The following is a 24,240-nucleotide window of genomic DNA, read 5'->3' as shown; positions in this document are numbered from 1 at the left end:
ACCGTCGATGGACTTGGGTGCCTCGCCCCGTTTCATGGGCGCGAGGAACCCAACTTTTGAAGGGGCAAATCCCGCGCGAACTCATCGATCTCGGCCCATGGATCGCCGGATGTCGCCAGGAGCCCCGGCAGCGAGGAATAGTTCAAATCCTGCGGTGCATCGATCGACTCCAGATCCGCCCAACTCACCGGTGTCGAGGCCGGCAGATTGGTGCGGGCACGCAGCGAATAGGGAGCGGCCGAGGTGTGGCCGCGCGCGTTGCGGTGATAGTCGATGAAGATGCGTTTCTTGCGGTTGTCCTTGCCCATGGTGGTGGTGAAGGTGTCGGGCGCGGTTGCCGCAAGATGCGTGGCGATGGCGCCGGTCGCCTGGTGCAGCTTCTTCCAGTTCTGCTTGCCGGTCACCGGGACGGTGATGTGGATGCCGCTGCCGCCCGAGGTCTTGGCGAAGGGCACCAGCCCGAGCCCCTCGAGCTCGCCCTTGATATGCACCGCCGCCTCGACCACCTCGCGCCACGAAATCCCCTCGCCCGGGTCGAGGTCGAAGACGATCTGGTCGGGCTTGTCGAGGCTGGTGCGATGCGTGCCCCAGGTGTGGAATTCGACGACGCCGAACTGCGCCAGCGCCAGATAGCCCTTGGCGCCTTCGACCGAGAGATAGGACTTTGCCTCGCCCTCGGAATTGGTCGCCTCGAAGGTCACCACCGAGGGCGGCATGCCGGTGAAGGCATGGCGCTGGAAGAAACAGTCCTTCGGCAGGCCGGTCGGGCAGCGCACCAGCGACACCGGCCGTCCCAGAATGTGCGGCAGCATGAAGTCGCCGACCAGCGCGTAGTAGACGGCGATGTCGAGCTTGGTCGGCCCGGTCTTGCCGAACAGCCGCCGAGTCGGGTTGGTCACCCAGATGGTGGCGAGGTCGGCCTCCGAGATCAGCCGCTTGCGCTTGGCCGACACCGGCGTCGACAGGCCGACATCCCTCAAGCCGCGAAATACCGCGTGGCGCAGCGCATTGTCAGCAGTGCGGTTGGCATAGTGGATATGGGCCGAAAACAGCGGCCGCACCCAGTGCATCTCGCGCATGATTTCGCGCGGCACCCCTTCAGGCGCCGTCGCGCCCGATGTGAGCGGCCCCAGCCTGGCGAGCAATTCAGCAGCGGTCCCGGTATCGAAGCCAGTGCCGACCTTGCCGCGATAGTGCAGTTCGCCGTCCTCGAACTCGGCAAGCCCCAGGGCTGCCAGCCCCTCGGCCGCGTCGGAGGTGGTGTAGCCGGCGATGACGAAGTCGCCGGTCGCCAGCGCCTTGGTCTTGGTCCAGCTCTTGGTGCGGCCGCTCTGGTAGATCGCGGTGGCGCGCTTGGAGACGACGCCCTCCAACCCGAGTTCCGACGCCTGGTCGTAGAGCCCCTGGCCCGAGCCTTCGACATGGTCGGAGAACTGGATGGCGGAATTGGCTCCGAGGCCCGACAGCAGCTGGGCCAGCAGCGCCTTGCGCCGGACCAGTGGCGCCTTGGTCAGGTCCCAGCCGTCGAGATGAAGCAGATCGAAGGCATAGAAATGCAGTCGGCTGCCGGCGCCTCCGGCCAGCGCTTCCTGCAACAGCGCGAAACGGCTGATGCCCTTGGCATCGAGCACGACGATCTCGCCGTCGATGATGGCGTCGCGGCACGGCAGTTTGGCGAAAGCCTGCGGCAGGTCGCCATAGCGCTTCGTCCAGTCGATGCCGCCGCGCGTGATCAGCCTGACCACGCCGTCGGTCAGGTGCGCCATGGTGCGGTAGCCGTCGAATTTGATCTCGTGCAGCCAGACCTCTCTGGTGTCCTCGCCATCGGGCGGCTTTGGCACCTGCGTCGCCAGTTGCGGCTCGATGCGGCTGAGTGCCGGCGCCTTGAATGCGCCCGGCAGCGTGCCCGGCTTCAGCGAACCCGGCTTGGGCTTGGCCGCCGGCTTAACGGCCGCGACCAGCTCCTCGATGCGCTTGCCGGACTTCACGCTTTCCGGCCGCGCTTCCAGAATGTCGAGCGCGGTGTCGGCGGCAAGGTCGCGCTCCTTGAACAGCAGCCAGTTCTTCTTGTTCTCGTCCTCGCCGGGTTTTGGTTTGAGCCTGGTCAGCATCCAGCCGCCATTCAGCTTCTCACCGGCCAGCCGAAACTTGAAGGCGCCGGTCCGCAGGCTCTTCTCGACATCGTCCATCGGCGCCCAGCTGCCGGTGTCCCAGACGATCATGGGGCCGCCGCCATATTCGCCCTCGGGGATGACGCCCTCGAAGTCGATATATTCCAGCGGATGATCCTCGGTCTCGACCGCCAGCCGCTTGTCTGCCGGATTGAGTGACGGCCCGCGCGGCACCGCCCAGCTCTTCAGCACGCCGCCGACCTGCAGCCTGAGATCATAGTGATCGGCTGTGGCGTGATGCTTGTGGACGACGAAGCGGTTACCTTCGCCGGCGACGAGCCCGCCGGCGGGTTCCGGCGTTTTCGAGAATTCGCGCTTGGCGCGATAGGCTTTGAGCTTGGGTGGGGTTGTCATGGCATGGATCGAAGCGCGGCCGCCAGATGCAAGCGTCCCGACAGAGCGCAGCTTTTAGGCCTCACGCTCTCAATCGTCGGTGGCCGGCGTCAACTCGAGCTCGGCCGGCGACAGGCCTTGCTGCAGTTGGGCGAGCCGGAATTCGTCGACCCAGTAGGCTTCGCCGTCGACCAGCACGCGCGCCTGGTAGGCGCCGGCCGAAAAACTCTGCGCGGTGATGTAGACCTTGTGGCGGTCGAGCGCCTTGCGCACCGCGGAGCGCTTTGCATTCTGGCCGATGACGGGACTGAACATGACGCTGCCCTCGGTCGCCTCGACACCCACATGGCCGCGGTCCGCAGCCTGGCGACTGGAGTTAAGGATGACGGAGACCCGCCGTCCTGTCAATTTCGCGGAGACGAACCAGGCCCGAGGCTTACGACCCGCTGCTGTTGACCGCGTTGCCGATCACCTTGAATTTGGTGTTGACCGCATTGCCGAGCGCGCCGGCGCCGGCGATGATGGCGAGTGCGATCAAGGCGGCGATCAGGCCATACTCGATGGCGGTCGCGCCGGATTCGTCGCGGATGAAACGGGAAAATAATTTTTGCAGATTATTCCTGTCTTCTAATCCCTCTCGCATCTAATAGACCCTACAGATTGCAGTTCGGTCAAAATTTGACCAAACTATTGAAGGTGCTCGGACCCCGGCTTGAATCAAGACATCAAGTCGGGCTGCCTGCTGCCGGAGGCGGGACTGATCGAACCCTCGCCTCGGAGAACTGGCTTCAGTCCTTCAATCGCCGCAGGCGGCGCGCCATGCCTTGGATGGTCTTGAGCAGCCGCGGTCTCGTGCGCACGTAACGCTCAGCTCGGCTGCGAAACAGGATGGCGGCATTCGCCCCCCTGCCCCTTAGTGTCATCGGTTCGCAGATCTCGGACAGAACCGAATTCGCGGCACCAATATGTTCCTTGTAGCCCTGACCGCCAACCGACAGGTCGAAGTAATCGAATCCCCGCTCGCGCCCCCACATCATCAGCTTGGCAATCGTCGTCAGGCCGGGTGACACATTGGCGACCGCATCCTTGTCGATCGCAAGCAGGATGCCATGAAGAGTGCCTTTTCTGGCCAGCACGAGCATGGAGGCAAGCCAGGCTTGTCCGACGCGCAGTCCAAAGAGCCGCACCGATCCGTCGGACAGGCCCTGGAGGGCCGCGTTCCGGTAGAAGTCGACGGCCGATTGCTGCGTCAGGAGATCGAAACGCGCAAGCTCGCGAAAGCGCTTCAGCCGCAGCTCAAGCAGCGTGCCGAAGAGCTCCTCCGTCAGGGCGGGCGTGTCGGCCTCTACCAGGCTGAGGCCGCCCAGTTGTTCAAAGCGGCGGCAGTGCTTGCGGAAGTCCTTGGCGAAGGACGGCCTGCAGATTCGCTTGATGAGATCCTCGGGCTCGCCGTGCAAGACGAGGCCCGAGGCGACCTGGATGGAATCGCGCGTCGCCGAAAGCAGAGCCAGCGGATTTGCCACGCCAAAGACCTGTTGCGGGATACCGGCGATGTGGATGCGATCCACCGGCGGCAGCACCGAACAGACTGCCGCCCAGGCGGCTTCAGCGCCCTGCCTGGTCCACGGGCTGGCATCCGCCAGCAGCGGCGCGGAATAGTCGCAGACCCCGCAGCTCAGCCATTCGACCATATAGTGGCGGTAGGCCCGGCGCCGCATCAGCGGCACCAGCATTCTGGGCTCGCCGGTCGCGGCATCGCTCACCTCGACGACGAGCAGTTCCGCACTCTTGGGCATCAGCCGCGTGGCGATCCCTTCGGCCCAGGCGTAATGCTGATGGGCGGTGCAGATGCCATTGGCCTGCCACTCCAGCCAAAGCGGCTTGACCGCCTCGAGGCTGGTGTGCAGCCGCGCCGTGTAGACACGTTCGGCGGTATCGGCGCTGGTGGCGGGAGCAGAAGGCTGTGCCGCCGATATCGGTGCCATCCGAATTGCTTGGCTCGACATATCTGCCCTCCTACCATTCTCCCGCGACGACCGGATGCGGTCGCCAGCGATCCTGTTTTCAGCCGCATGGACCCGCCCACCAGCGTTCTTCCAGACCAGACAGGCGCATCAACGCGAGCCTCTTTGATATGGAGCAAGCGCAAGATGCGGCCGCCCTCAGCCCTTCGACCTTCGCAAGCCACGCACCACACCCTGGACGGTCTTGAGCAGCCGCGGATGAGACCGCACGAAAAGCTCGGCCCGATCGCGAAGCGAAGCGGCGGCTGCTACGCCCTTGCCGAGCGGCGTCAGCGTTTCGTCGATCTTGGCCAAAACCGAACTCACGGCGCCGAACTGTTCCTTGTAGGGCTGGCTGCCCACCGACAGGTCGAAATAGTCGAACCCCTGTCGCAGTCCCCACGCCATCAGTTCGCCCATGAGCCCCAGGCCCGGTGAGGCGTTGGGCACCACCTCCAGGTCCATTCCGATCAGCAGGGCATGCAATGTGCCTTGCCGGACCAGCATATACTGGACAGAGACCCAATCCTCGCCGACCCGCAGTCCGAAGATCCGCACCGATCCGTCGGACAGGCCCTGGAGCGCTGCGTTTCGGTAGAAATCGACAACCGCCGGCTGCGCCAGGAGATCGAAACGCCCAAGTTGGCGAAACCGCTTGAGCCGCATCTCGACCAGGGCGCCGAAGACGAGCTCTATCAAGGCCGGCGTGTTGGCCTCGATCATATCCACGGTGCCGTGCCGTTCGAGCCGGCGCCAGTCCTTGTAGTAGGTTTTGACGAAGGACGGTCTGCCATGGCGCTTGATAAGGGTCGCCGGGTCGCCATCCAGCACGAGGCCGGATGTGATCAGGCTGGATTCTTGTGCGACCGCCAGCAGCGCCAGTGGATTGGCCACTCCATAGACCTGCCGTGGAATTCCCGTGATATGGATGCGGTCCGTGCGCGGCAGGATGGATCGGACTGCCGCCCACGCCGCTTCGGCAGCCTGCGGGGTCCACTGGCTCCTGTCCGACAGAAGCGGCGCTGAATAATCGCAGACGCCGCAACTCAACCATTCGATCACCCGATGTCCGAGCCTCGATCGACGCATCAGCGGCACCAGCATCTTAAATTCGCCGGTCCCGGCGTCGGTTACCTCGACGATGAGCAGCTCGGCGCCATCGGGCACCAGCCGTTTGACGATCCCCTCGACCCATGCATGGAGCTGATGGGCGGAGCACGTCCCATTCGCCTGGCATTGAAGCCAGAGCGGCTTGACGGCCTCGAGACTGGTGTGCAGCCGCGCCGTGTAGGTTCCCCCCGCGATGCTTCGGGAAGCATCGATAGCCTGCCCGGCCGGTACTGGCGCGCCAGTTGTCGGCGCATCGGGCGGCACAGTCGTCAACGTCTGGATCGACACGTCCATCTCCTACCTTTTTCCCGTGGCGAGCGGGGCGGGTTCGGTGCGTCGCCACGATTTCGGCTGGCTGTCATGCCGGCCATCCGCGCCCTCAAGCGCGAGGATGTGGCGGTGTGCGAAATACCATGAGGCCACGAGCACGACGGTCTCGGAGACCGCGGCACCTGCAAGCGACCATGACGGGGAAGCGATAGCGAGCAGGATTGCGATCAAGACCAGGCCAACGACCGCGCCCGCCGTTGTGATGAACGCCACGACCCGGAACTCGCCGAGTATCTCGAGGACGATGCGCGGCATGATGTAGAGCATGATCGGTACGAAGTTCGCCACGGCGAGAAGCCCGATGACGCTGACCGAAGCTCCCGCGAGCGACTGGGATTTTATCGTCGGCAGGACAAACAGGATGCAGGCTCCGTAAACCAGGCTGCCGAGCCCCATGACAAGCGACCATAGCTTGGCATGCATCCACACGCGCCTGACTTCATTGTTCCCCATCATCTTCGCAAGCTCGGGCTGCAGCATGTTCACAAAGGCCAGGCTGACGATGCGCAGTGGGGCAAACAGGACGATAACCGCCGCGATGGGCGCATAGGCCGCCGGACCGGCGATGCCCGCGACCAGCAGCGCCAGGCACTGACCCTGGATGTTGGTGGTCGTCGCGCTGAATCCCGACCAGCGCAGTTGGCGCCAGAGCTTGGCATAGCGTCGCCGCACGGGCGCTCGGAAACTGACGCGAAGCGGACGGGGCGCCAGGCGTGCAAGCACCGCTATGCCGATCACATTGGCCGCTGCAAGGGCATAGAACACCATTTGCAGCACGTTCGGCGCCGTCCAGATCGCCAGTGCGGCCATTGCGGCACCGGCAACCGTGAAGGCGAAATCGCTTATGCTGACGACCACCTGTTGGCGGCGCGCGAAGAATGCCGTGCGCATATGGCTGCGCAGCGACCACGCCCCGACGAAGCAACCGGCGGCTATACTGCCCGCGTCACCCCACAGCAGCATCAGCAGCGCGGTCGCGGCGCCCATGATCGACGCGACGACGACCGCGGCCCCTCCAAACGTCACGTCGTGCGCGTCGACGCCGGCCCTGTTGGTGCTCTTGCCCATCCAAATGCTGGCCGGGATGGCGGTCAGTGATCTGATGTAGGACAGGCCAACGCCCCCCATCACCATCGCGATGGCGAAGATGCCGTAGCCTTCCGCCGACAGCTCGTGCAGCAGGGTGATGTTCAACGCGAAGTGAAAGCCGCTCTGTATGGCTTCGCCGCCGATCATCAGCACAAGGCGCCGCAGCAGATGGCCTGGAAACACGAACTTCACGGACTGGTCTCCGCTTCGCGAGCGGCATGCGCCCGGCCAGGCTTCGCCAGCGCCGCCCTCAACTTGTCGGTAGCGATCGCCGCGATCGCCGCCGCCGCCACCGGCTCGCTGAAAATCTCCTCGTATCGCAACCGTCCCGCGGCGACGAAACCACGCCAGTCATCTGGCCGAAGGACGATCTCCCGCAGTTTGTCGGCCAGGGCGGCCGGGTCGCCGGGCGGAACATGCCAGCCGGTCTCGCCATCGCTGACCACTTCGACCAGGCCGCCAATGGCAGACACCAGCGGCGGACGGCCATAGGCCATCGCCTCGATCGCGACGCGCCCCAGCGATTCGGGACGCCGCGATGGCACGGTGACGATGTCGGCCCAGCGGTAATGCGCCGAGGGGTCCGTTACGACCGGCAACACGCTGACCCGTTCGGCCAGGCCCATGCTTTCGACCAGTTCGGCCAGCGCGCGTTCGCGCTCTACGCTTTCGAAGGCGCCACCGACCAGCCGCACCTCGATCCTCGACCGCAATTCCGGTGACATCGAAGCGATCGCCTGGAGCAGAACCTCCTGGCCCTTGATCCTGTTGACACGGCCGAGCAGAAGCACCCGCAAAGGGCGCTTGCCGTCATAAGTCATTGGTTCGGCCGCCGCCGGCCCAGCGACACCGTTGTAGACGACATGCGTGCGCGAGACCTTGGGATCGCCGAATGCGGCGCGCGTCGCGCGCGAGTTGAAGATGAGATCCGCATGGCTCCAGCGCATCAGGCCGACGAGTATCTTGCGCATGACGCCTTCGGGGATCTCGTGGATATGCAGGATGGCCTTGTCAGGGAGCAGGCGCGCGGCCAGCGCATAGTCGGCGACGATCGAGGTGTTGACGTAGGTGAGATCGCAATCCCGGAGGCGCCGCCATGCCCGAAGCACGGCCATCGGCAATCGCGCCATCTCGACCGTCGCCAGCCGCAGGATGGCCTGGCGCCTCAGCACCCAGAGCGGCTCGAAGACGATGCGGCTGGCATGGCGTTCCAGGATCTGCACGATCGGCCCGCTGCGCGGCAGCACCACCTCGATGTCGGCGGACGGAAACGCGGCGCGCAGCGCAGCAACGCTCTCCGCGAAGCTGCGGTCGGAACCATAGAGTTCATAGCCCTGATGAACGCAGGCAATCCGCATCTTTGTATCCCGCCAGGTGCCGCAGCCATCGCACCAGGCGCTGGAATGCGGGAACCTTTTCGCAAGAACCATGCCTGATTGATCCGCCCGACTGGCGGACGCCCAATCCCTGGCAATGCCTCGTTTCGACACAGATACGCACAGAAGAGTTGACCGATAATGAAACAACCACGGGGTTCAATACAGTTTTTTTACAACCCCGCGCGATGATCATCCGCCCGAACGCCGCAATCGTCGGATGGCATGGAAGTTGCCCATCCGATCTGATGATGCAGCAATCGCTAATATATAAAGTTCCGAAAGTGCCAGCGGCCATGAAACCAGAGACGCCTGCCATTCTGATCCTGGGGACGCGCGGCATACCCGCTGCCCATGGCGGCTTTGAAACCTTCGCCGAAAGACTGGCATTTTTTCTTGCCGGGCGCGGCTGGAAGGTCGGCGTCTATTGCCAGGAAGAGGTCGCGCGGATCGACCAGAGGGTGCGCAGCGAAACCTGGCGCGGGATCGAACTCATCCACGTCCAGGTTGCGTCGAAAGGGCCGCGTGCGACCTTGGAATTCGATTGGCAATGCGTGCGCGACGCCGCCAGGCGGCCGGGCGTCTGCCTGGTGCTCGGCTACAACGGCGCGGTTTTCCTGACCTGGCTCAGGCTGAAGGGGCGCAAGATCTTCACCAATATGGACGGCATCGAGTGGCGACGCCCCAAATGGGGGATGGCGGCGCGCAGCTGGTTCTGGCTCAACGAATGGATCGGCGCCTGGGCCTCGCATCGTCTGGTCGCCGATCATCCTGCCATCGCAGACCATCTGGCGACGCGACGGCCGCGTAGCGCCATCGCCACCATCGCCTATGGCGCCGATCCGGTGACATCGGCGCCCGAGGCGCCGGTCCGGGCCCTGGGCCTGGAGCCGGGGCGCTATCTGATCTCGATCGCGCGGATCGAACCCGACAACAACATTCTGCCGATCGTCGAAGCCTTTTGCAGCCGCAAGCGCGACATGAAGCTGGTGGTGCTCGGGACGCTGACCGACGAAATCCCCTATCATGTCGCCGTCCGCAAGGCGGCCAACGGATCGGTGGTTCTGCCGGGCGCCATCTACGACCAGGCGACGGTGAAGGCACTGCGCTATCACGCACGAGCCTATCTGCATGGCCACACCGTCGGCGGCACCAACCCGTCGCTGGTCGAGGCGCTGGCGGCCGGCAACATGGTGATCGCGCACGACAATCCGTTCAATCATTGGACCGCGGGTGCCGCCGCGATCTACTTCACCGACACCGACAGTTGCGCCGAGCGGATGCAACAGGCGCAGGACGATGACGCCCTGGTCAGGAATTGCGGCATCGCGGCAAGGGCCCGCGCCCGCGAAGCCTTCCGCTGGGAGGATGTCCTGGCTGCCTATGAGCGTGAAGCCTATCGGCTTCTCGGTGTCACCGCCGACGACGCCGTCGCGGCCAATCGCGCATCGCCCGGCACTGCATGACAGGCTGGTCGCGCCGGCGGGTGCTGCGGACGGCGCTGTCGACCGCGGCACTTGGCTCTCTCCCGATCGCGCCGTTCGCCCGTGCCGCCGAGCCTCCCTTCAGGCGCGGCGTCAACGCCTGGCCCTGGTTCTCGCTGACACGTGAATTCCCGGCGCCGCGCACCGACTATGGCTGGCCGCCCTTCCAGCCACAGCGGCCGGTTCCGACCACGGACGACCTGCGCCGGTTGCGCGACACCGGGCTCGATTTCATCCGTCTGCCGGTCGATCCCGGCCCGTTCCTGGCAGCCGACGCCACCACGCGCGCCCTGTTGCTGGACATGCTGGACGCGGCGGTCAGCGCCACGCTCGATGCGGGCCTCGGCATCATCGTCAACGTGCAGGCCAATGGCGCCACCCACTATTGGAATCCTGACCGCATGGTCGCCAGCGTCACCGCGCCCGCCTTCGATCTCTATCGCGGGCTGGTCGGCGAACTCGCCGGCAGGCTGGAGCGCTTCCGGCCCGGCAAGGTGGCGCTTGAAGCCGTCAACGAGCCGCCGCAGGCCTGCGCTTCGGACGTCTGGTCGCAGGTCCAGCTCGCGCTTCTGACCGCGGCAAGGGCATCGGCTGCAACCTTGCCGCTGGTGGTCACCGGAGGCTGCGGCTCGATGGTCGGCGGGCTGACCGCGCTCGATCCGGTGCCGCTGTCGCCGTTCGAGCCCATCCTGTTCACCTTCCACTTCTATGAGCCCTATCTGTTCAGCCATCAGGGTGCGCCGTGGATGCGCGAGCCCGTCTACCGTTCGCTCAACAACGTGCCGTGGCCGGCGTCCGCCGGCTCGTTGGAAGCGACGCTGGCGTCGGTCAGGGCGCGCATGGCGCAGGATACCGAAACCACCGACGAGGCCAAGAAAGCCGCTTATGGGGAAACCGAGCGCGTGCTGAAGGTCTATTTCGACGCCCAGCCCGACCGGCGCTTTGTCGACAAACATCTCCGCCAGGTTCGCGCCTGGGGCGACAGTCACGGCCTTGCGCCGGAGCGCATCATCATGGGCGAATTCGGCGCGCTGCGCACCGACGCCCGCTATGTGGCGGCGCCCAATCCCGATCGGGCACGCTACATCGCCGATGTGCGCCAGGGCGCCGAGGATCTCGGCTTTGGCTGGGCATTCTGGAATCTCTTCGACGGCATGGGGATGATGGACGACACCACACGGGCCCTCGACCCGGATGTCATCGCGGCACTTGGCCTGACCATGCCGGCGGACTAGGGTCAAAACCCAATCACTCCGAACGAGTTCGACGCCAAGCCGACTTACGTCTTCCATGACGCGAACGGCAACTTTGCGCCCATCTCGGCCGTTGCGGCCAGCTTTGCCACCGCCTGAAAGCGGACGCTAGTAGCGACCTAGCGCAGGTTGGTAGGGAAGCGAATCAAAACAGTAGACTCTGTTGTTGTCGATCGCTACCTATGGTCGACCGGAGGATATATTGGAGCGCCGTCTCGCCGCCGTTCTTTTCGCTGATGTGGTTGGATACAGTCGGCTTATGGAGGCAAGTGAAGCCGCCACGTTCGCCGCCCTCAGGACGCGTCAAAGCGAAATTCTGGAACCATTGGTAGCTGCGTACAATGGTCGAGTCGTCAAGCTAATGGGCGACGGCATTCTATTGGAATTTCCTAGTGCTGTTAGCGCGGTAGAGTGTGCCTTGAGGCTGCAACGGGCCATGGCCACGGCGAACAACAACGTGGCCCCGGAAAAGCAAGTCCTCTACCGCATGGGAATCAATATTGGCGACGTCATCGCGCAGGGCGACGACATATACGGTGAGGGTGTCAACATCGCTGCTAGGCTGGAGCACGAGGCGGATCCCGGCGGCATCGTAATTTCCGAAATGGTATTTGGACAAGTCCACGGAAAAGGCAATTTCCAGTTCGAAGATTTGGGTGAGCGTTCGCTCAAAAATATTACGCGCCCGCTGCGCATGTATAGTGTGTCGGGTGGCCGTTCCTCGGGTGCCAGCGGAAATGAGAATCAGCCCAAGAAAGTCGGTCTATCAATAGCTGTTTTGCCGTTTGCAAATATTAGCGGCGATCCAGAACAAGAATATTTCAGCGATGGCATTACGGACGATATTATTACGGATCTATCGAGAATTTCCGCCCTAAAGGTGCTTTCTAGGAGTACGGCGTACTCGTTCAAAGGACGCAAGATTAAGGTCAATCGGATCGCTCAGGAGCTTCAAGTCGCATACGTGCTCGAGGGGAGCGTCCGCAAGTCTGGTGGCCGTGTGCGCCTGAGTGCTCAGCTTATCGACGCGGTGAAGGACACTCATGTTTGGGCGGAGCGCTACGACCGCAATTTCAGTGACGTGTTTGCTCTGCAAGACGAACTATCAAGCGCGATTGTTGCTGCGCTGAAAGTTCGTCTGCTTCCCGAGGAACGCGAGGCGATCGTAACACGCTCCACTCACGATACCGAAGCATATCGACTTTACCTGATGGGCCGTCGCTACTTCGAAATCCGCGGTGCGCGCAACTACGAGATCGCGCTGCGCGCATGCAAGAAGGCAATAGGACTGGATCCAAACTACGCCCGCGCATGGGCGTTATCAGCCCTATGCCTTTGTTACCTAAATTTTAGCGGCAGGACTTCCGATTCTGGATTTGAAGCAGCGAAGAGGGCTCTGGAGCTAGACCCAACTTCGGCGGAGGCCCACGCTGCCATGGGGCGCATCCTAGCTGAAAGAGGAAAGTTCGAAGAAGCACTTGTCTCACACCGGGAATCTCTGAGGTTAGACTCTCACTCATTTGATGTGCATCAGAATTTCGGAACCACCTGTTCCGAGTGTGGCATGAACGCAGAAGCTATAGAGCACCTCGAACTGGCATCTGGCCTGCTCGATACAGACTATACCGCACTCAATTTGATGGCCTTAGCCCTGAAATCACTGGGTCGACACGAGGAGTCGACTACCGCCACATACCGCGCGTTAGAGAGAATCGAAAAAGCGGTAGCCGCGCGTCCTGACAACGCGAATTCCCTTGCGCACGGGGCTTTGGCTCTAGCCCGTCTAGGTGAAGGAGAGCGCGCAGGCGAATGGATTGAGAGGGCCTTGATTATCGATCCCGATGACGCAACGGACCAATACAATCTCGCGTGCGCCTTGGCGCAAATAGGAGAGATAGATAAGTCTATAGATTTGTTGGAAGCATGTGTTCCAAGGATGCCTCAAGAGTTTGCCTTATGGATCCCGAAGGATCTCGATCTCGCACCGGTCCGAGATCACCCTCGCTACGTCGCATTGGCGGAAGTTTGCCAGGCGAAGTTGCAGCAAGGCGCAATGGGACATGCAGTGTGACTTGCATAGAGAGTCCCTATGTGAAATCGCGGATGATCGGATTATCCATTGCGGCCCGAAATTCAGCGAAGAAAATCGTTTCCTCGAACTCAAATAGCTGATTTTTGGGTGACTGCCCCGTTTCCAGGTATTGCTTCATTGCAGCTAGTAACTCAAGGGCGTCTCGCTTTTTCTGGTCGACTCGGTTTTGCGAGATCCAACTAGTCACTTCGATGTTGATTCGGCCATCCGGTGCGCAGCGCACGTTGTAAGCATCGATCGCGTTGGCAAGGTTTCTGCGCGCATAAAATGTTGCTGAAGCGATTTCTTCGATTTCACGGGCTGCTCGCGTCGCGATCTTGTTGAGAGCGACGGCTTCTCTCAAAGTGTATCGTATGTTGATTAACGCCTCCGAGGTTTGTGGGAAGCCAAGCTCCGCAGGGCCGTGTTCAATTGCAACCTCATCGTCGCGTGTTATTCGCCCGCTAACAAAGTCGTGAAAGATCGCTCCAATTCCGATCATCCCGCAAGGATAGAGTTCTGCGGCCCGGATCGCGCCCATGCTTGCGGCGCCAAAAACAGCACATCCGCGGTTCAGTGCCCAAAGAATCTCTTTGTGCAGGACAGACGGAACAGTCCTGAAGCATCCGTCAATAAGGCCAATCATACGCGCGCCGGCCGCTGCGGCACGGTAAATGTCTCCGCGTTGTGCTGGTGGGCGCCAATCAAATGAAGCGCCCTTGGGAACCGATCGCAACGTGGGCCCAACAAATAGGACAGGTTTCATTGCGAGAGCTTAGCCGCTCTTGCGCGTCGGCCCTTTGTGTATCCCACGGCATGCGGATAGCTTTCCAAGCCAGGCACTACTACCCTAACAAACGAAAGGCGCGAGGAGCGGCTCTTTAGATCAACAACAATCGCTTGTCGAAAGCCCGCCACAACCAGGCGACTGACCAGCCATTTCAGCAGTCCTGACGCTGTTCGGTCCGAGCACTCTGAATCGCGAAGCCGTATCTCCGCGGTCCCCGCGTCGTTCGGCGCTTTGGCGGAATAGTAGCGTGGTCTCAGGTCGTCGCGGGCCCCCGAAATCAAAAGAACGCGGGTTTGAATGGCCTCAAACAATGCACGCCGGAGAGCTATGGCGGGTAGTGGATGGCAACCTGCTCCATCCGTGGCGACGGGGATGCCTACGGGTCCCMTTTCACGCTCGACCAAACGACAATAGTAGCAAGGCACGCCAATCTCAGTAGTTATGTCCCAAGCAGTGACGGCAATGCCAAGGCTCCGACACCTCGCATATTGGTTCTGGGATTCGTCGTCTTCGATGGCCCTCCAATCGACTCTTCCAAAGCTGCCCGGCTGCGATGCTTTGAAGAGAGCGATGGCATCACCCTCGATGACCTCGCACAATGCATGCGTTGCCGCATCCTTGTAGCAGCTACCCCCGCCAAGCCCGTTGCTGCAGACCACAAAGCCGTCATTTTTCTGCAACGTCTCGCTTCTGAAATCAGTGTGCACTAGCCCGAAAGGAACGGCTGCAGTTTCGCCTGACATCAACTCTAACCCTGTCGCCATACGCAGCCATGGCTTTGCTGCCTTAGGGGCTTCTTTGTCATCTGTATGCGGGAGGTCTGATAGATCGGGAACTACGCAATCACGGGGAAGCTCCCCAAACGGAATCCAGTCAGCAAATCGCTCTGCATGGAAAATCTCCAACCCTTCCATCAGTCCAGAGATACACGCCTGTGAAATCGTCGAGCCCTTTCCAGATGAAACTGTAAGGGCCCGTGAATTTGGGCGAACTACTGACGTAACGCAGAGTCCAATTTCGTCCAATCCAGTTATGTCTGCCACCCTGGTAATGCCGGCCTCCGGCATCAATTCCCAGCATGCAGCTAATGCAGGACTGAGGGTCGCGGAACCACGGAGGACGGCTGCGGATGAAGAGCAAAGGACTCGTTCCGCAGCGCAATTCTCTCGCCCAAGGGTTTGTTTGCGGACCACCGCTTCACGAGACCGCTAGTTGCGGCCCATGATAACCATACCGTCGCCAATTGTGATCGGTTCATAAATTGGCACCGTTGCTTTCCCTCCAAGCCGAAGCTGAACGGCACCGGAAATGTTGATGACATTGCCTCGTATCGAATCTAGCGCTTTCGTAATTTGCTCATCGACATACTTCCACCTTTTGTCGCCGAGATTCCGGTCGAATCCGACAAGTGCGTTCCCCGGAATCGCGTAAAGTCTCTTGTCCGCCTCACCTCCACCAGCGTCAATTGGCTGAATGTCCACTTGGACAAAAAGCGTTCCGTTTATGGTTCGCTTCTCATCATCACTTAGCTTATCGCCTATGAAGTAGTTGAAAAGAGCTGCCCGAAATTGCAACAAATCCTTGTCAGAAGATCTTATTGCATGAAGGTCCGCTCGTGCCAGCGCCGCGCGATCTAACACAATCGGCGCGTAGCCAGCGACGAAATCGTTGAAAGCCTTGCAGTCAGATTGGCGAACGCCACCGGTGACCTTGGGAGACTCGCCTGCTTCAAGTTTCTTCTTCGATTCTTTGTTGTCTTCGAAAAAGTACGTCATTTGATCGATTTCTTTGGGGGAACCGGCATCCAACCAATTTTTGTATCGGACGTAGAACTCCTCGTTTCCCTCTTCAATCCATTTATCGACATCTGGATCGGCGGTATAAGTTGCACAGAAGTTAGGATCACCTGCAGGCATATTCCCCTCCTCATCAACAGAATTAGGTCGTATAGAAGCCGAGGCTGCGTGTCGGCATTTTTACTAGTCCGGTTACGGTACAATGCAGTTTGTGCCGGCGGCAACTGGAATAAACTTGGCGATGCGACCGTTTTGCGCCGCAAGTTGGACGTAGTGTCCAATTTTGCGGTTGCCCGAAAGCAGACATCTCCAGCGACCATCTTGGGGGTCGGGATGCGCCAGGATCGCGCTATGCCGGTAGAGACGACTTCAATCTCATCGGTATCGCCAGAGCCGCGAAACTGTGGTAGCCGCCGCTCAACCAACCAAAGGACGACACCAGTGAACGAACCGACCGTGGCCCAGGCGACCGAAAGTATCTATGTCTCGCTCCGGGCGGACAATGCCGACATCGACGCACATATCGCGACGCTAAAGGCGGCGCTGACACGAGAAGGGGTAAAACAGGCGGTGTTCGATCCGACCAAGTTGGCGCAGAACAACCGCTCGGGCCGCAAGTTGATGCAGGCTTATTTTCGCCAGCGCGGCGTGAGCGTGAAGTTTTCGGACCAGTAGAGCCGCGCGCGGGTCTCAAGCGCGTCGGCGGCAACATCATGCCGCCGATTGGGCGCAGATGAAAATTCGTATGGACGAGGCGATCCTGGCGAACGGCGACATCAACAAAATGCCGCGCACCCGATGGCGACCTTGGCCTCAAATCCCAGCTTGGCTAGAGTTCGTGGCATGCTGAACGCCATTCACCACGTCGCGCTCATCTGCACCGACTACGATCGGTCGCGACGGTTCTACGTCGAACTCCTCGGCCTCGATCTGATCCGGGAGGTCTATCGGGAGGAGCGGCAGTCATGGAAGGCCGATCTGCGGATCGGATCCGTCCAGCTGGAATTGTTCTCCTTCCCTGCACCAGTGATGCGGCCGTCCCATCCAGAGGCGACAGGCCTGAGACATCTGGCATTTGCCGTGGAGAATCTTGATCCCGTAATCATGCGCCTGGAAGCCGCCGGCGTTCCCGTCGAGCCAATCCGGATCGACCCATATACAGAGCAACGGTTTACCTTTTTCAGCGACCCGGATGGATTGCCGCTGGAACTCTACGAAACCCCATAAGGAACGGCTCGCTTTCGTGACCACGTCATCGGAGGTGGGAACGGCACTCGGCAGATCCGCCAACTCGGATGCGTCACCGGGGCTCCTTGCCACGGGCCAGGAGCCGACCGCTCCGCGCCGACGCGGCACTGCGGGAAGCTCTACATTTGGCTGTCTGGATGAAATTGAGGCCACGCTATCCTATGATAGCCGCCGTGGTCATCGCAGCGGAATCCAAAGGGGACTCTTCCAGGCCTTCAGTTCCTCGAGAAATACCTGCAGCTTCGCCGGCAGAAATCGGCGTGTCGGATAGACGGCGTGCACGAAGATTTCCGGCGACGACCAATCAGGAAGAAGCCGCACGAGTTCTCCGCTCGCGATCCGGGCATCGCAATAGGTTGATGGCAGCAGGCCGATGCCGTGGCCCCTATAGGTGAAAGCGCTCACTGCCTGGAAATCTCTCGCCGCCACCGACCCGGTGACGTGGAGCTTGATGGATTTCTTGCCGCTGACCAGATGCCATTCCACCTCGTTGTTGCGCGCCTGCAGGAGGACGCATTGATGCTGGCGCAAATCCTCCGGCCGCGATGGCGGAAGCCGACCGTGCAGATATTCCGGCGCGGCCACGACATAGCGCACGCTCTTTCCGATGCGCTGGGCGATCAGGCTCGAATCCCGCAGTTCGCCGAAGCGGATGGCGACGTCGATGTTCTCGGCTATCAGATCCAGGAACAGGTTGGTGATGAACAGGTCGGCCTGGATACGCGGATAGGTCTTCAGAAACGAGGACAGGAACGCATAGAACGGTTCCTGGCCGAGGATGACCGGCGCTGATATCCGCAGAAGACCCTCCGGCTTCTTCTGGATTTGGGTCAGCACCCGTTCGGCGTCGAAGAGCTGGCTCAGCGGCTCGCTGCATTGATTGAAATAGGCACGGCCCTGCGCCGTCAGGCTGAGCTTGCGTGTCGTCCGCTGCAGCAGGGTCACGCCGAGCCGCTCCTCCAGCGCCGTCACCTTGCGGCTGACGGTGGAGACGGGCATGCCGAGCGCGTGCGCGGCACGGCTGAAGCTTTCGAACTGCGCAACCCTTACGAACACGGCGATGTCGTTCAGATCGGCCATGTCCCGATTTTTGCATGGGTGGAAAACACATTCCAGATATTTCCGCCTAATCGAGAAATCGCGCCTGCACTACATCGGTCCCACTAGGGCAATCCAGCAGCACTGACGCTGCCCACCCTTTGGAGATGAAAATGCAGACGCGGAAAACGGCCGTAATCACAGGGGCTTCTCAGGGCATCGGTGCCGGCCTCACCAACAGCTTTCTCGAAAGGGGCTACAACGTCGTAGCGACCTCGCGGCAGGTCAGCCGGTCGACGGAGCTGAACGCATCCGACCGCCTAGCCCGCGTCGATGGCGACATCGCCGACCCGGATACCGCCAAGACCGTCGTCGAAGCCGCGCTTGCGCGATTCGGTTCGATCGACGCCCTGGTCAACAATGCCGGCATCTTCTTCACCAAGCCCTTCGTCGACTACACGGTCGAAGACTACCGTCGCCTCGCGGCAACGAATCTCGAAGGATTTCTGCACCTCACGCAGCGCGTCGTGCGGCAGATGCTGGCGCAGAAGCGTGGTGGTAGCATCGTCAGCATCACGACACCCCTGGTGGATCGCCCGATCGCCGGTGTGAATGCATCGGTCGCCATGCTGACCAAGGGAGGCATCGAAGCCATGTCGAAGAACATCGCCATGGAATATGCAAAGGAGCAGATCCGTGCCAACACGGTCGCCCCCGGCGTTGTCGACACGCCGTTGCACAAAGACAACCCGAAGGACTTTCTGAACACGCTCTCGCCCATGCACAGCATCTCCGGCGTCCAAGAAATTGCCGATGCGGTGCTCTTCTTGACAGAGGCGCCGCGCATAACCGGGGAGGTGCTGCACGTCGACGGCGGCGCACATCTGGGAAGATGGTGACCTCGATGAGCACGCAAGCCAGTGCAGACCAGCGGCTGAGCGATCTCGGCATCGCGCTCCCTCCGCCGCCCACCCCCTTCGGCGCCTATGTCGAAACCGTGAAGATCGGCAATCTGCTCTATCTGAGCGGCATGCTGCCGGTCGTCGGGCGCGAGCCGCAATATGTCGGACGCGTCGGTGGCGCGCTCTCAGCGGAGGACGGAAGAAAGGCCGCGGAGATTGCTTGTCTTAGCGCCTTATCCGCGGCCAAGGCGCATCTCGGCTCGCTCGCCAAGATAATCGGCGTGGCGAAGCTCGGCGTCTATATCGCGACGGAGGGCGACTTCCGGGACCATCCGAAAGTCGCCGACGGAGCGTCCGAACTCCTCGTCAAAGTGTTCGGCACCGGAATGCTCTCGGGCCGCGTCGTTCTTGGCGTCGCCAGCCTACCCCTTGGCATGCCGGTCGAAGTCGAGCTCGTCTTTGAAATCGCGACTTAGGCGAGCAAGGCAGTGCTCTGCAACACATGGAGGGGATTCCCGGCCTCTATGCCTACGCGAGCGAATTCCTCGGCGCGAACCACCAACTTCCGACCTAAACAACGTCCTCAACCCCTTGAAACACCACAGGAGCCTCTCATGTCCACACTACGAAAGAACTTTGTCATTGCCCTCATGGTTGCCTTGAGTGGCACCATGGCTCGCGCTGATGCAAAGCCGGCCGCGAAAGATATCGTCATTGTCCACGGCGCCCTGGTGGACGGCTCAGGCTGGCGAGCCGTCTACGACATCCTGTCCAAAGATGGGTTCCATGTCACTGTCGTGCAGGAGCCGCTCACTGGTCTGGCTGAGGACGTTGAGGCCACCAAGCGCGTCATTGATCAGCAGACAGGCCCCATCGTCCTGGTCGGTCATAGCTATGCCGGTTCCGTGATCACGGAGGCAGGCGCCGATCCGAAGGTCAGTGCGCTCGTCTATGTGGCCGCACTCCAGCCCGATGTAGGGGAAGCCAGCGGGCAGCTTCTGTCCAAGTTCGCCGCGCCAAGCGACGCCATGCGGGCCACCCCGGCCGCCACGGCCACCACGGGCAAGTATTTCTTCATGCAGCCGGCGCTGTTCGCTGCGACCTATGCCCAAGATGTCCCGGCAGCCGACGCTCAATTCCTGGCTGATTCACAGCAGCAGCTCGCTGAGAAAGCTCTGGGAGCGCCGGTCTCCGTGGCCGCCTGGCGAACCAAGCCCAGCTTCGCCATCCTGACCACCAAGGATCATGTTGTGAGCCCGGAGCTTCAGCGCTGGATGTATCAGCGCTCGGGCGCGAAGGTGACTGAAGTGGCCGCAAGCCACGCTGTCTTCATCTCTCAGCCGGCCGCGGTCGCTGGCGTGATCGAGGCTGCCGCTAAGTAGACGAAATCGACCTAGGAACATTGAGCTCGTCGTCCGATCCGCCTTGGGGCGCACATACTATCAGCCGGCTGAGGTTCCCGGTCAGGCTCGACGTCCGCTTTCTCGCATTTGTCACCTGGAGCTGTTCGTCCGCGTTCGGCCCATCTCGGCCATTGGCGGCAGCCAGTTGACTGAGCGTTGTGAAACGGCTTTCCGCCCGCAATTGCATCAAAAAGATGTGGAGCGGTTCTGCAATTCCGCGAGAGGACGAACCCCGCCGACCGGCCTGATCACCGACCGCGCCGGCCGATAAAGGGCAAGGCACAGGACCGCGACCTTGGTGAGCAGCGTGGTCTTGGAGGAGATGCTTTCCGAGGTGTTGAGAAGGATCAGCCAGCCCACCACCGGCAGCCACACGCCAGGATGGCAACGGCGCGCCACCTCATGCATGAACAGCCCGAAGCTGGACATCATCAAAAGGGTGAAGAAGGCGCCCTGGTAGACCGTCATGCGCACGAATGGGTTCTCGATACCCCATTCGAGGCCGTTGATCCGGCGCAGGCTCTCGACGAGATCGACACTCGGCCCGACAATCACATCGCGCAGTTCCAGATAGTTGAAGATCTCGAACATCTCGACGCGGGCATTGGCACTGCCGCCATCCGACACGAAGCGGCCGAGCAGCGCATCGAAAAAGCCCTGCGAGGCCAACACGGCGATGGCAACCGGTAGCAGCGCGGCCAGCATCATCGCCAAAGCGGCGCCAAGCAGGTTGACGCGTCCCGTGCGCAATTTGCGAAAGCCGTGGAAGAGCAAATAGCTGCCTCCGAGGAGTATAGTCACCACCATCGCCGACCGGCCGCCGAACGCAACGAGCGCCGCGCACTGCAGGCCGATCATCGCCAGCCGCAGCGGAGCCGGCAGCGATCTTGAGCCACTCAAAAGGGCAAGCACGTAGATCGACGTCACCGTGGCATTGACCAGCGGATGCCCCTGCAGCGCGCTCGAGCGCGGATCGGTGGCAAACACCTCGCCATCGAAACGATAGGGAAACACCAGTGTCTTGGTGGCGAATTCGACAAGAGCGAGCAGCCCATTGACCGTCATGACCGCATGAATGACGGTGGGCAGCCGGGCGAACGTCCATTCGTCATCCTCGCCGAGCATGAGCACCAGCAGCCCGGAGGCCACGAACGTGTCGATCATGCCGGCCATGCCTGGACGTTGCCGGACGATGACGACGACAAGGAGCACGACGGCGATGACGCTCATCAGTGCCGTGGCGGGGCGCCTGTCAGCGACATGGACGCAATAGCCGACTGGATTGCCGAACGTGCACGAACGCCAGGCAAACAGCAGAATGATGAAATAGGTGGAGGGATGTATCTTGGTCGCCGCGCTGCCTGACAGGCCGTCGTAATTGTAGCCCAGCAGCCACAGCATGCCGCCCGAGACGGCGAACAGCACCAGCACGGCTGCGATCAGTCCAAACTGGGTCACCGCATCGACAGAGGTGCCGGCGCGGGGCGCGGCAGCGCCGAAATTCGAGGCTGTTCCGCTCCAGCCGGAGGCCATGTCAGGCCACCTCGTCGACCAGCAATGCGCCTGTCGGCAACCGCCCCATGACGGAAATCGCCTGCATCGTCGCCGTCACATCGCGCATCGGCGTGGCGTTCAGCCTGGCGACGAGCACGATCTCGTCGACCATGGCGACAAGCGGCGAGGCATTGAGATTCTCGGCGAGAGCGCCACCATCGACGACAACGAGTTCGAAACTCCGGCTCGCCTGCGCCAGCATATGCTGCGCGAAGTAGACGCCGTGCGCTTCCTGGAAGATCGCCTTCGGCCGGCCCCTGCCCAGAAGGGCGACGTTGCTGCCCGGGGCGTAACGGCTGACGGCTTCGAACGCATATTCGCCGCGCAGCACATCGAGTATCCCGGGCTGCGGGTCCTTCTGGCCGTTGCTGGTGTTGGTATCGACGAACAGGACCCGGCTGCCCCTGGCCGCCGCTGCGTTGGCGAGCAGTCGCGCGATCCTGTTGCGTTGCTGGCCGTCTTCCGGCGGCGACGTCACCAGGATCGACGGCACTAGCGGCCAATCCGGCGGGCGCCGGCCCGAGCTGAACATGCGCCGGAGCGCAAGGCCGACGACGGCATCCGTCTTCTGGCTGGTCGCGACGGTCGGGCTTGAGCCGAAAGGCCACCAGCGCCGTCCCGCCTTCGCTCCCGCCGGCAGGATGCCAAGCACGGGGGCATCGATCGTGAATTGCATCTGGGCGCTGGAAAGCACCGTCGGCGAGGAGTATTCCGCAATCAGCGCCAGGCCGGTGCCCAGCCCCAATCCGCCAAACACGGCGCCGAACAAAAGCAGCCCCAGTGGCGGCCAGCTTTTTTTCTGGGCGGGCATGGCGTCCGAAATGACGCGAGCATTGGTGCTGTCGACGTTGATCTGCTCGCGCGTTTCCTGTGCCCGCTGCAGGTAGGTTGCGTAGACGGAACGTACCGCCTCGAGATCGCGCTGCAATTCGCGCAGCCGCACGGATGCCTGGTCTGTGTCGAGCGATTTGTTCTTGAGGCTGGCGACTTTCGTTTCCAGCGCCTGCTGGTTGGCGAGCGCCCGCTCGTAGTCGGTCTCGGTGGCCGTCTGGATCCGGCCGAGTTCGCGCGCGATCAGCTGCCGCGTGTCACGCAGTTGCTGCAGCGCGGCAATCATCGACGGATGGCGCGGCCCCAGTTCCGTGCCGAGCTGCGAGACCTGGTCGACAAGTGTTGCTTCCTGCGACCGTAGGCTCGAAATCACCGACGAGCGCATCGCTTCCGACGTTGCATCGGGCGTGCCGCTCTGCTTGCGCATCTGGTCGACCTGCGCCTTCAGCGTCGCGGTGCGGCTTTGCGCCGCCGAAAGCTGCGTGTTGAGCTCGGTCAGTTCCTGGTCGCTGACCAGATTGCCCGCCGCCATCACCATGTTGTTGGCGGACTTGTAGGCCTCGACGGCATTCTCGGCCTGCTGAACGCGCTTGCGCTGTTCGTCCAGCCGCGCGGTGATCGCCTTCGACGCATCGGTGGCGGCTTGCGCGCGCGCGCTCGCCTGGTCGGCCAGATAGGCTTGTGCGATGGCGTTGGCCAGAAGTGCCGCCTTGTCGGGGCTCTTGGCGGTGACGATCACGTCGATGACCAGGACCTTGTCCGCCCGCTTCACCGCCAGGCGCCGGCGCAGGGCGTCGAGCGTTGCCACCGTCCTGTCGGTCGCGGCCGAACCGGAACCGAGGGCGCGCGACAGCATGCCCTGCCCGTTGAATTCCGGATCCTCGGTCAGTTTGGTCGCCGCGATCGCCCGCTGCAGCACGCCCGTCGACTGGACGACGCTGACCTGGCTTTCAACCTGCGTGATGCCGCCATCGGGCGCCAGCCCGCTCGGATTGATATCGTTGGTGACCACTTGCAGGTCTTGCGGATCGATGATGATTTCCGCCACAGAGCTGTACAGCGGGGGTGTGAGGAGGCCGTAGAGCAGGGTCGCGAGCGTCAGCAGCACGGTGGTGCCGATGATCCAGAGACGGCGGCGCACCAAAATGCGCTTCAGATCGCCAAGCTCGACGGTCGAGGGTGCGTATGATCCCGCTGATTCCACCGATCCTGCTTCCGGAAAGTATTGCTGAGGCACCATGGGCAGAGATGATAGCATAGCTGCCTCCTACAATACTCCATTTGCCTGCAAGACCAAATCGCGGGCATGAACCTAGCTATTACTCCAATTGTTAAAACATTATTAATTATGTTTGGAACCCGCATGAATTTTGGCACGGAGTTTGCTTAACTAAACGTACTGGGGTGTTGACACCGTGCAGCTGAACGAGAGACGGACGAAAATGGGGCAACACTTCA

Annotated in this window: 21 protein-coding genes; 8 read left to right on the top strand and 13 right to left on the bottom strand. The window is 61.8% G+C overall.

Annotation, left to right across the window (positions count from 1 at the left end):
- Positions 1-32: 32 nt before the first annotated feature.
- From ligD to AC1DZP_RS08255, 7 genes are all read right to left on the bottom strand, one after another.
- Positions 33-2,525, bottom strand: coding sequence for a DNA ligase D (gene ligD / locus AC1DZP_RS08285; RefSeq protein WP_477301495.1), 2,493 nt, complete (start codon positions 2,523-2,525; stop codon positions 33-35).
- Between the two features lie 69 nt (positions 2,526-2,594).
- Positions 2,595-2,819 (bottom strand): hypothetical protein, encoded by a 225-nt coding sequence (locus AC1DZP_RS08280; RefSeq protein WP_184875376.1) that lies wholly within the window; start codon positions 2,817-2,819, stop codon positions 2,595-2,597.
- Positions 2,820-2,940: 121 nt separating this feature from the next.
- Entirely contained in the window at positions 2,941-3,117 is a 177-nt protein-coding gene (locus tag AC1DZP_RS08275) for a Flp family type IVb pilin (RefSeq protein ID WP_184875378.1), read from the bottom strand.
- A 175-nt stretch (positions 3,118-3,292) separates the two neighbouring features.
- Positions 3,293-4,510: a GNAT family N-acetyltransferase gene (locus AC1DZP_RS08270; protein WP_477301493.1), complete on the bottom strand. Its 1,218-nt coding sequence runs from the start codon at positions 4,508-4,510 to the stop codon at positions 3,293-3,295.
- A gap of 156 nt (positions 4,511-4,666) precedes the next feature.
- Positions 4,667-5,905, bottom strand: coding sequence for a GNAT family N-acetyltransferase (locus AC1DZP_RS08265; protein WP_477301491.1), 1,239 nt, complete (start codon positions 5,903-5,905; stop codon positions 4,667-4,669).
- 9 nt (positions 5,906-5,914) lie between these two features.
- Positions 5,915-7,228, bottom strand: coding sequence for an MATE family efflux transporter (locus AC1DZP_RS08260; RefSeq protein WP_477301489.1), 1,314 nt, complete (start codon positions 7,226-7,228; stop codon positions 5,915-5,917).
- The gene (locus AC1DZP_RS08255; protein WP_477301487.1) at positions 7,225-8,394 is read right to left on the bottom strand and encodes a glycosyltransferase family 4 protein; all 1,170 of its coding nucleotides are present in this window, start codon (positions 8,392-8,394) and stop codon (positions 7,225-7,227) included. Before AC1DZP_RS08255 ends, AC1DZP_RS08260 begins: the two co-directional genes overlap by 4 nt.
- Positions 8,395-8,708: 314 nt before the next feature.
- On the opposite strand from AC1DZP_RS08255, the gene AC1DZP_RS08250 reads away from it, so the two are divergent.
- The 3 genes from AC1DZP_RS08250 (at position 8,709) to AC1DZP_RS08240 (ending at position 13,220) form a co-directional block, all read left to right on the top strand.
- On the top strand, positions 8,709-9,878 hold the full coding sequence (locus AC1DZP_RS08250) for a DUF1972 domain-containing protein (RefSeq protein ID WP_477301485.1): 1,170 nt from the start codon (positions 8,709-8,711) through the stop codon (positions 9,876-9,878).
- Positions 9,875-11,131, top strand: a complete 1,257-nt coding sequence (locus AC1DZP_RS08245) for a glycoside hydrolase family 5 protein (protein ID WP_477301483.1) — start codon at positions 9,875-9,877, stop codon at positions 11,129-11,131. The genes AC1DZP_RS08250 and AC1DZP_RS08245 overlap by 4 nt, the downstream gene beginning before the upstream one ends.
- Positions 11,132-11,351: 220 nt before the next feature.
- Positions 11,352-13,220, top strand: a complete 1,869-nt coding sequence (locus AC1DZP_RS08240) for a tetratricopeptide repeat protein (protein WP_477301481.1) — start codon at positions 11,352-11,354, stop codon at positions 13,218-13,220.
- A gap of 16 nt (positions 13,221-13,236) precedes the next feature.
- Here the strand turns inward: AC1DZP_RS08240 and AC1DZP_RS08235 are convergent, their stop codons facing one another.
- From AC1DZP_RS08235 to AC1DZP_RS08225, 3 genes are read right to left on the bottom strand one after another with little or no spacing between them, the layout of a single operon-like run.
- Positions 13,237-13,986 carry a TfuA-like protein gene (locus AC1DZP_RS08235; protein ID WP_477301480.1) on the bottom strand — a complete coding sequence of 250 codons (750 nt, stop codon included), beginning with the start codon at positions 13,984-13,986 and terminating at the stop codon, positions 13,237-13,239.
- Complete coding sequence (locus tag AC1DZP_RS08230; RefSeq protein ID WP_477301478.1) at positions 13,983-15,203, bottom strand: YcaO-like family protein; 1,221 nt, start codon at positions 15,201-15,203, stop codon at positions 13,983-13,985. The genes AC1DZP_RS08235 and AC1DZP_RS08230 overlap by 4 nt, the downstream gene beginning before the upstream one ends.
- A gap of 15 nt (positions 15,204-15,218) precedes the next feature.
- On the bottom strand, positions 15,219-15,926 hold the full coding sequence (locus tag AC1DZP_RS08225) for a hypothetical protein (RefSeq protein ID WP_477301476.1): 708 nt from the start codon (positions 15,924-15,926) through the stop codon (positions 15,219-15,221).
- 321 nt (positions 15,927-16,247) lie between these two features.
- Here AC1DZP_RS08225 and AC1DZP_RS08220 point away from each other — a divergent pair, with 321 nt between their 5' ends.
- Positions 16,248-16,481, top strand: coding sequence for a hypothetical protein (locus AC1DZP_RS08220; protein WP_095091204.1), 234 nt, complete (start codon positions 16,248-16,250; stop codon positions 16,479-16,481).
- A gap of 168 nt (positions 16,482-16,649) precedes the next feature.
- Complete coding sequence (gloA2, locus tag AC1DZP_RS08215; RefSeq protein ID WP_477301474.1) at positions 16,650-17,033, top strand: SMU1112c/YaeR family gloxylase I-like metalloprotein; 384 nt, start codon at positions 16,650-16,652, stop codon at positions 17,031-17,033.
- Positions 17,034-17,231: 198 nt separating this feature from the next.
- On the opposite strand, the gene AC1DZP_RS08210 is transcribed toward gloA2, so the two are convergent.
- Entirely contained in the window at positions 17,232-18,134 is a 903-nt protein-coding gene (locus tag AC1DZP_RS08210; protein ID WP_477226721.1) for a LysR family transcriptional regulator, read from the bottom strand.
- Between the two features lie 131 nt (positions 18,135-18,265).
- On the opposite strand from AC1DZP_RS08210, the gene AC1DZP_RS08205 reads away from it, so the two are divergent.
- The 3 genes from AC1DZP_RS08205 to AC1DZP_RS08195 all read left to right on the top strand — a co-directional run bounded on the left by AC1DZP_RS08205 (position 18,266) and on the right by AC1DZP_RS08195 (position 20,376).
- Positions 18,266-18,991, top strand: a complete 726-nt coding sequence (locus AC1DZP_RS08205) for an SDR family NAD(P)-dependent oxidoreductase (RefSeq protein WP_457152335.1) — start codon at positions 18,266-18,268, stop codon at positions 18,989-18,991.
- Positions 18,985-19,470: a RidA family protein gene (locus AC1DZP_RS08200; RefSeq protein WP_477301472.1), complete on the top strand. Its 486-nt coding sequence runs from the start codon at positions 18,985-18,987 to the stop codon at positions 19,468-19,470. The genes AC1DZP_RS08205 and AC1DZP_RS08200 overlap by 7 nt, the downstream gene beginning before the upstream one ends.
- A gap of 138 nt (positions 19,471-19,608) precedes the next feature.
- Entirely contained in the window at positions 19,609-20,376 is a 768-nt protein-coding gene (locus tag AC1DZP_RS08195) for an alpha/beta fold hydrolase (protein WP_477301470.1), read from the top strand.
- 207 nt (positions 20,377-20,583) lie between these two features.
- Here AC1DZP_RS08195 and AC1DZP_RS08190 read toward each other — a convergent pair whose 3' ends face one another.
- Complete coding sequence (locus AC1DZP_RS08190) at positions 20,584-21,930, bottom strand: VpsF family polysaccharide biosynthesis protein (RefSeq protein WP_477301468.1); 1,347 nt, start codon at positions 21,928-21,930, stop codon at positions 20,584-20,586.
- Between the two features lies 1 nt (position 21,931).
- A complete protein-coding gene (locus tag AC1DZP_RS08185; protein ID WP_477301466.1) occupies positions 21,932-24,040 on the bottom strand; it encodes a GumC family protein in 2,109 nt (702 codons plus the stop codon).
- Positions 24,041-24,240: the final 200 nt, after the last annotated feature.

This window comes from Mesorhizobium sp. P2_F8, from assembly GCF_056403655.1.
This window is presented reverse-complemented; position numbering and strand designations above follow the sequence as displayed.

Excerpts from the sequence above, each read along its gene's own strand:
- ligD (WP_477301495.1), bottom strand. The coding sequence starts at position 2,525 with ATGACAACCCCACCCAAGCTCAAAGCCTATCGCGCCAAGCGCGAATTC.
- AC1DZP_RS08280 (WP_184875376.1), bottom strand. The coding sequence starts at position 2,819 with ATGTTCAGTCCCGTCATCGGCCAGAATGCAAAGCGCTCCGCGGTGCGC.
- AC1DZP_RS08270 (WP_477301493.1), bottom strand. The coding sequence starts at position 4,510 with ATGTCGAGCCAAGCAATTCGGATGGCACCGATATCGGCGGCACAGCCT.
- AC1DZP_RS08255 (WP_477301487.1), bottom strand. The coding sequence starts at position 8,394 with ATGCGGATTGCCTGCGTTCATCAGGGCTATGAACTCTATGGTTCCGAC.
- AC1DZP_RS08250 (WP_477301485.1), top strand. The coding sequence starts at position 8,709 with ATGAAACCAGAGACGCCTGCCATTCTGATCCTGGGGACGCGCGGCATA.
- AC1DZP_RS08245 (WP_477301483.1), top strand. The coding sequence starts at position 9,875 with ATGACAGGCTGGTCGCGCCGGCGGGTGCTGCGGACGGCGCTGTCGACC.
- AC1DZP_RS08235 (WP_477301480.1), bottom strand. The coding sequence starts at position 13,986 with ATGAAACCTGTCCTATTTGTTGGGCCCACGTTGCGATCGGTTCCCAAG.
- AC1DZP_RS08225 (WP_477301476.1), bottom strand. The coding sequence starts at position 15,926 with ATGCCTGCAGGTGATCCTAACTTCTGTGCAACTTATACCGCCGATCCA.
- gloA2 (WP_477301474.1), top strand. The coding sequence starts at position 16,650 with ATGCTGAACGCCATTCACCACGTCGCGCTCATCTGCACCGACTACGAT.
- AC1DZP_RS08210 (WP_477226721.1), bottom strand. The coding sequence starts at position 18,134 with ATGGCCGATCTGAACGACATCGCCGTGTTCGTAAGGGTTGCGCAGTTC.
- AC1DZP_RS08205 (WP_457152335.1), top strand. The coding sequence starts at position 18,266 with ATGCAGACGCGGAAAACGGCCGTAATCACAGGGGCTTCTCAGGGCATC.
- AC1DZP_RS08200 (WP_477301472.1), top strand. The coding sequence starts at position 18,985 with ATGGTGACCTCGATGAGCACGCAAGCCAGTGCAGACCAGCGGCTGAGC.
- AC1DZP_RS08195 (WP_477301470.1), top strand. The coding sequence starts at position 19,609 with ATGTCCACACTACGAAAGAACTTTGTCATTGCCCTCATGGTTGCCTTG.
- AC1DZP_RS08190 (WP_477301468.1), bottom strand. The coding sequence starts at position 21,930 with ATGGCCTCCGGCTGGAGCGGAACAGCCTCGAATTTCGGCGCTGCCGCG.
- AC1DZP_RS08185 (WP_477301466.1), bottom strand. The coding sequence starts at position 24,040 with ATGCTATCATCTCTGCCCATGGTGCCTCAGCAATACTTTCCGGAAGCA.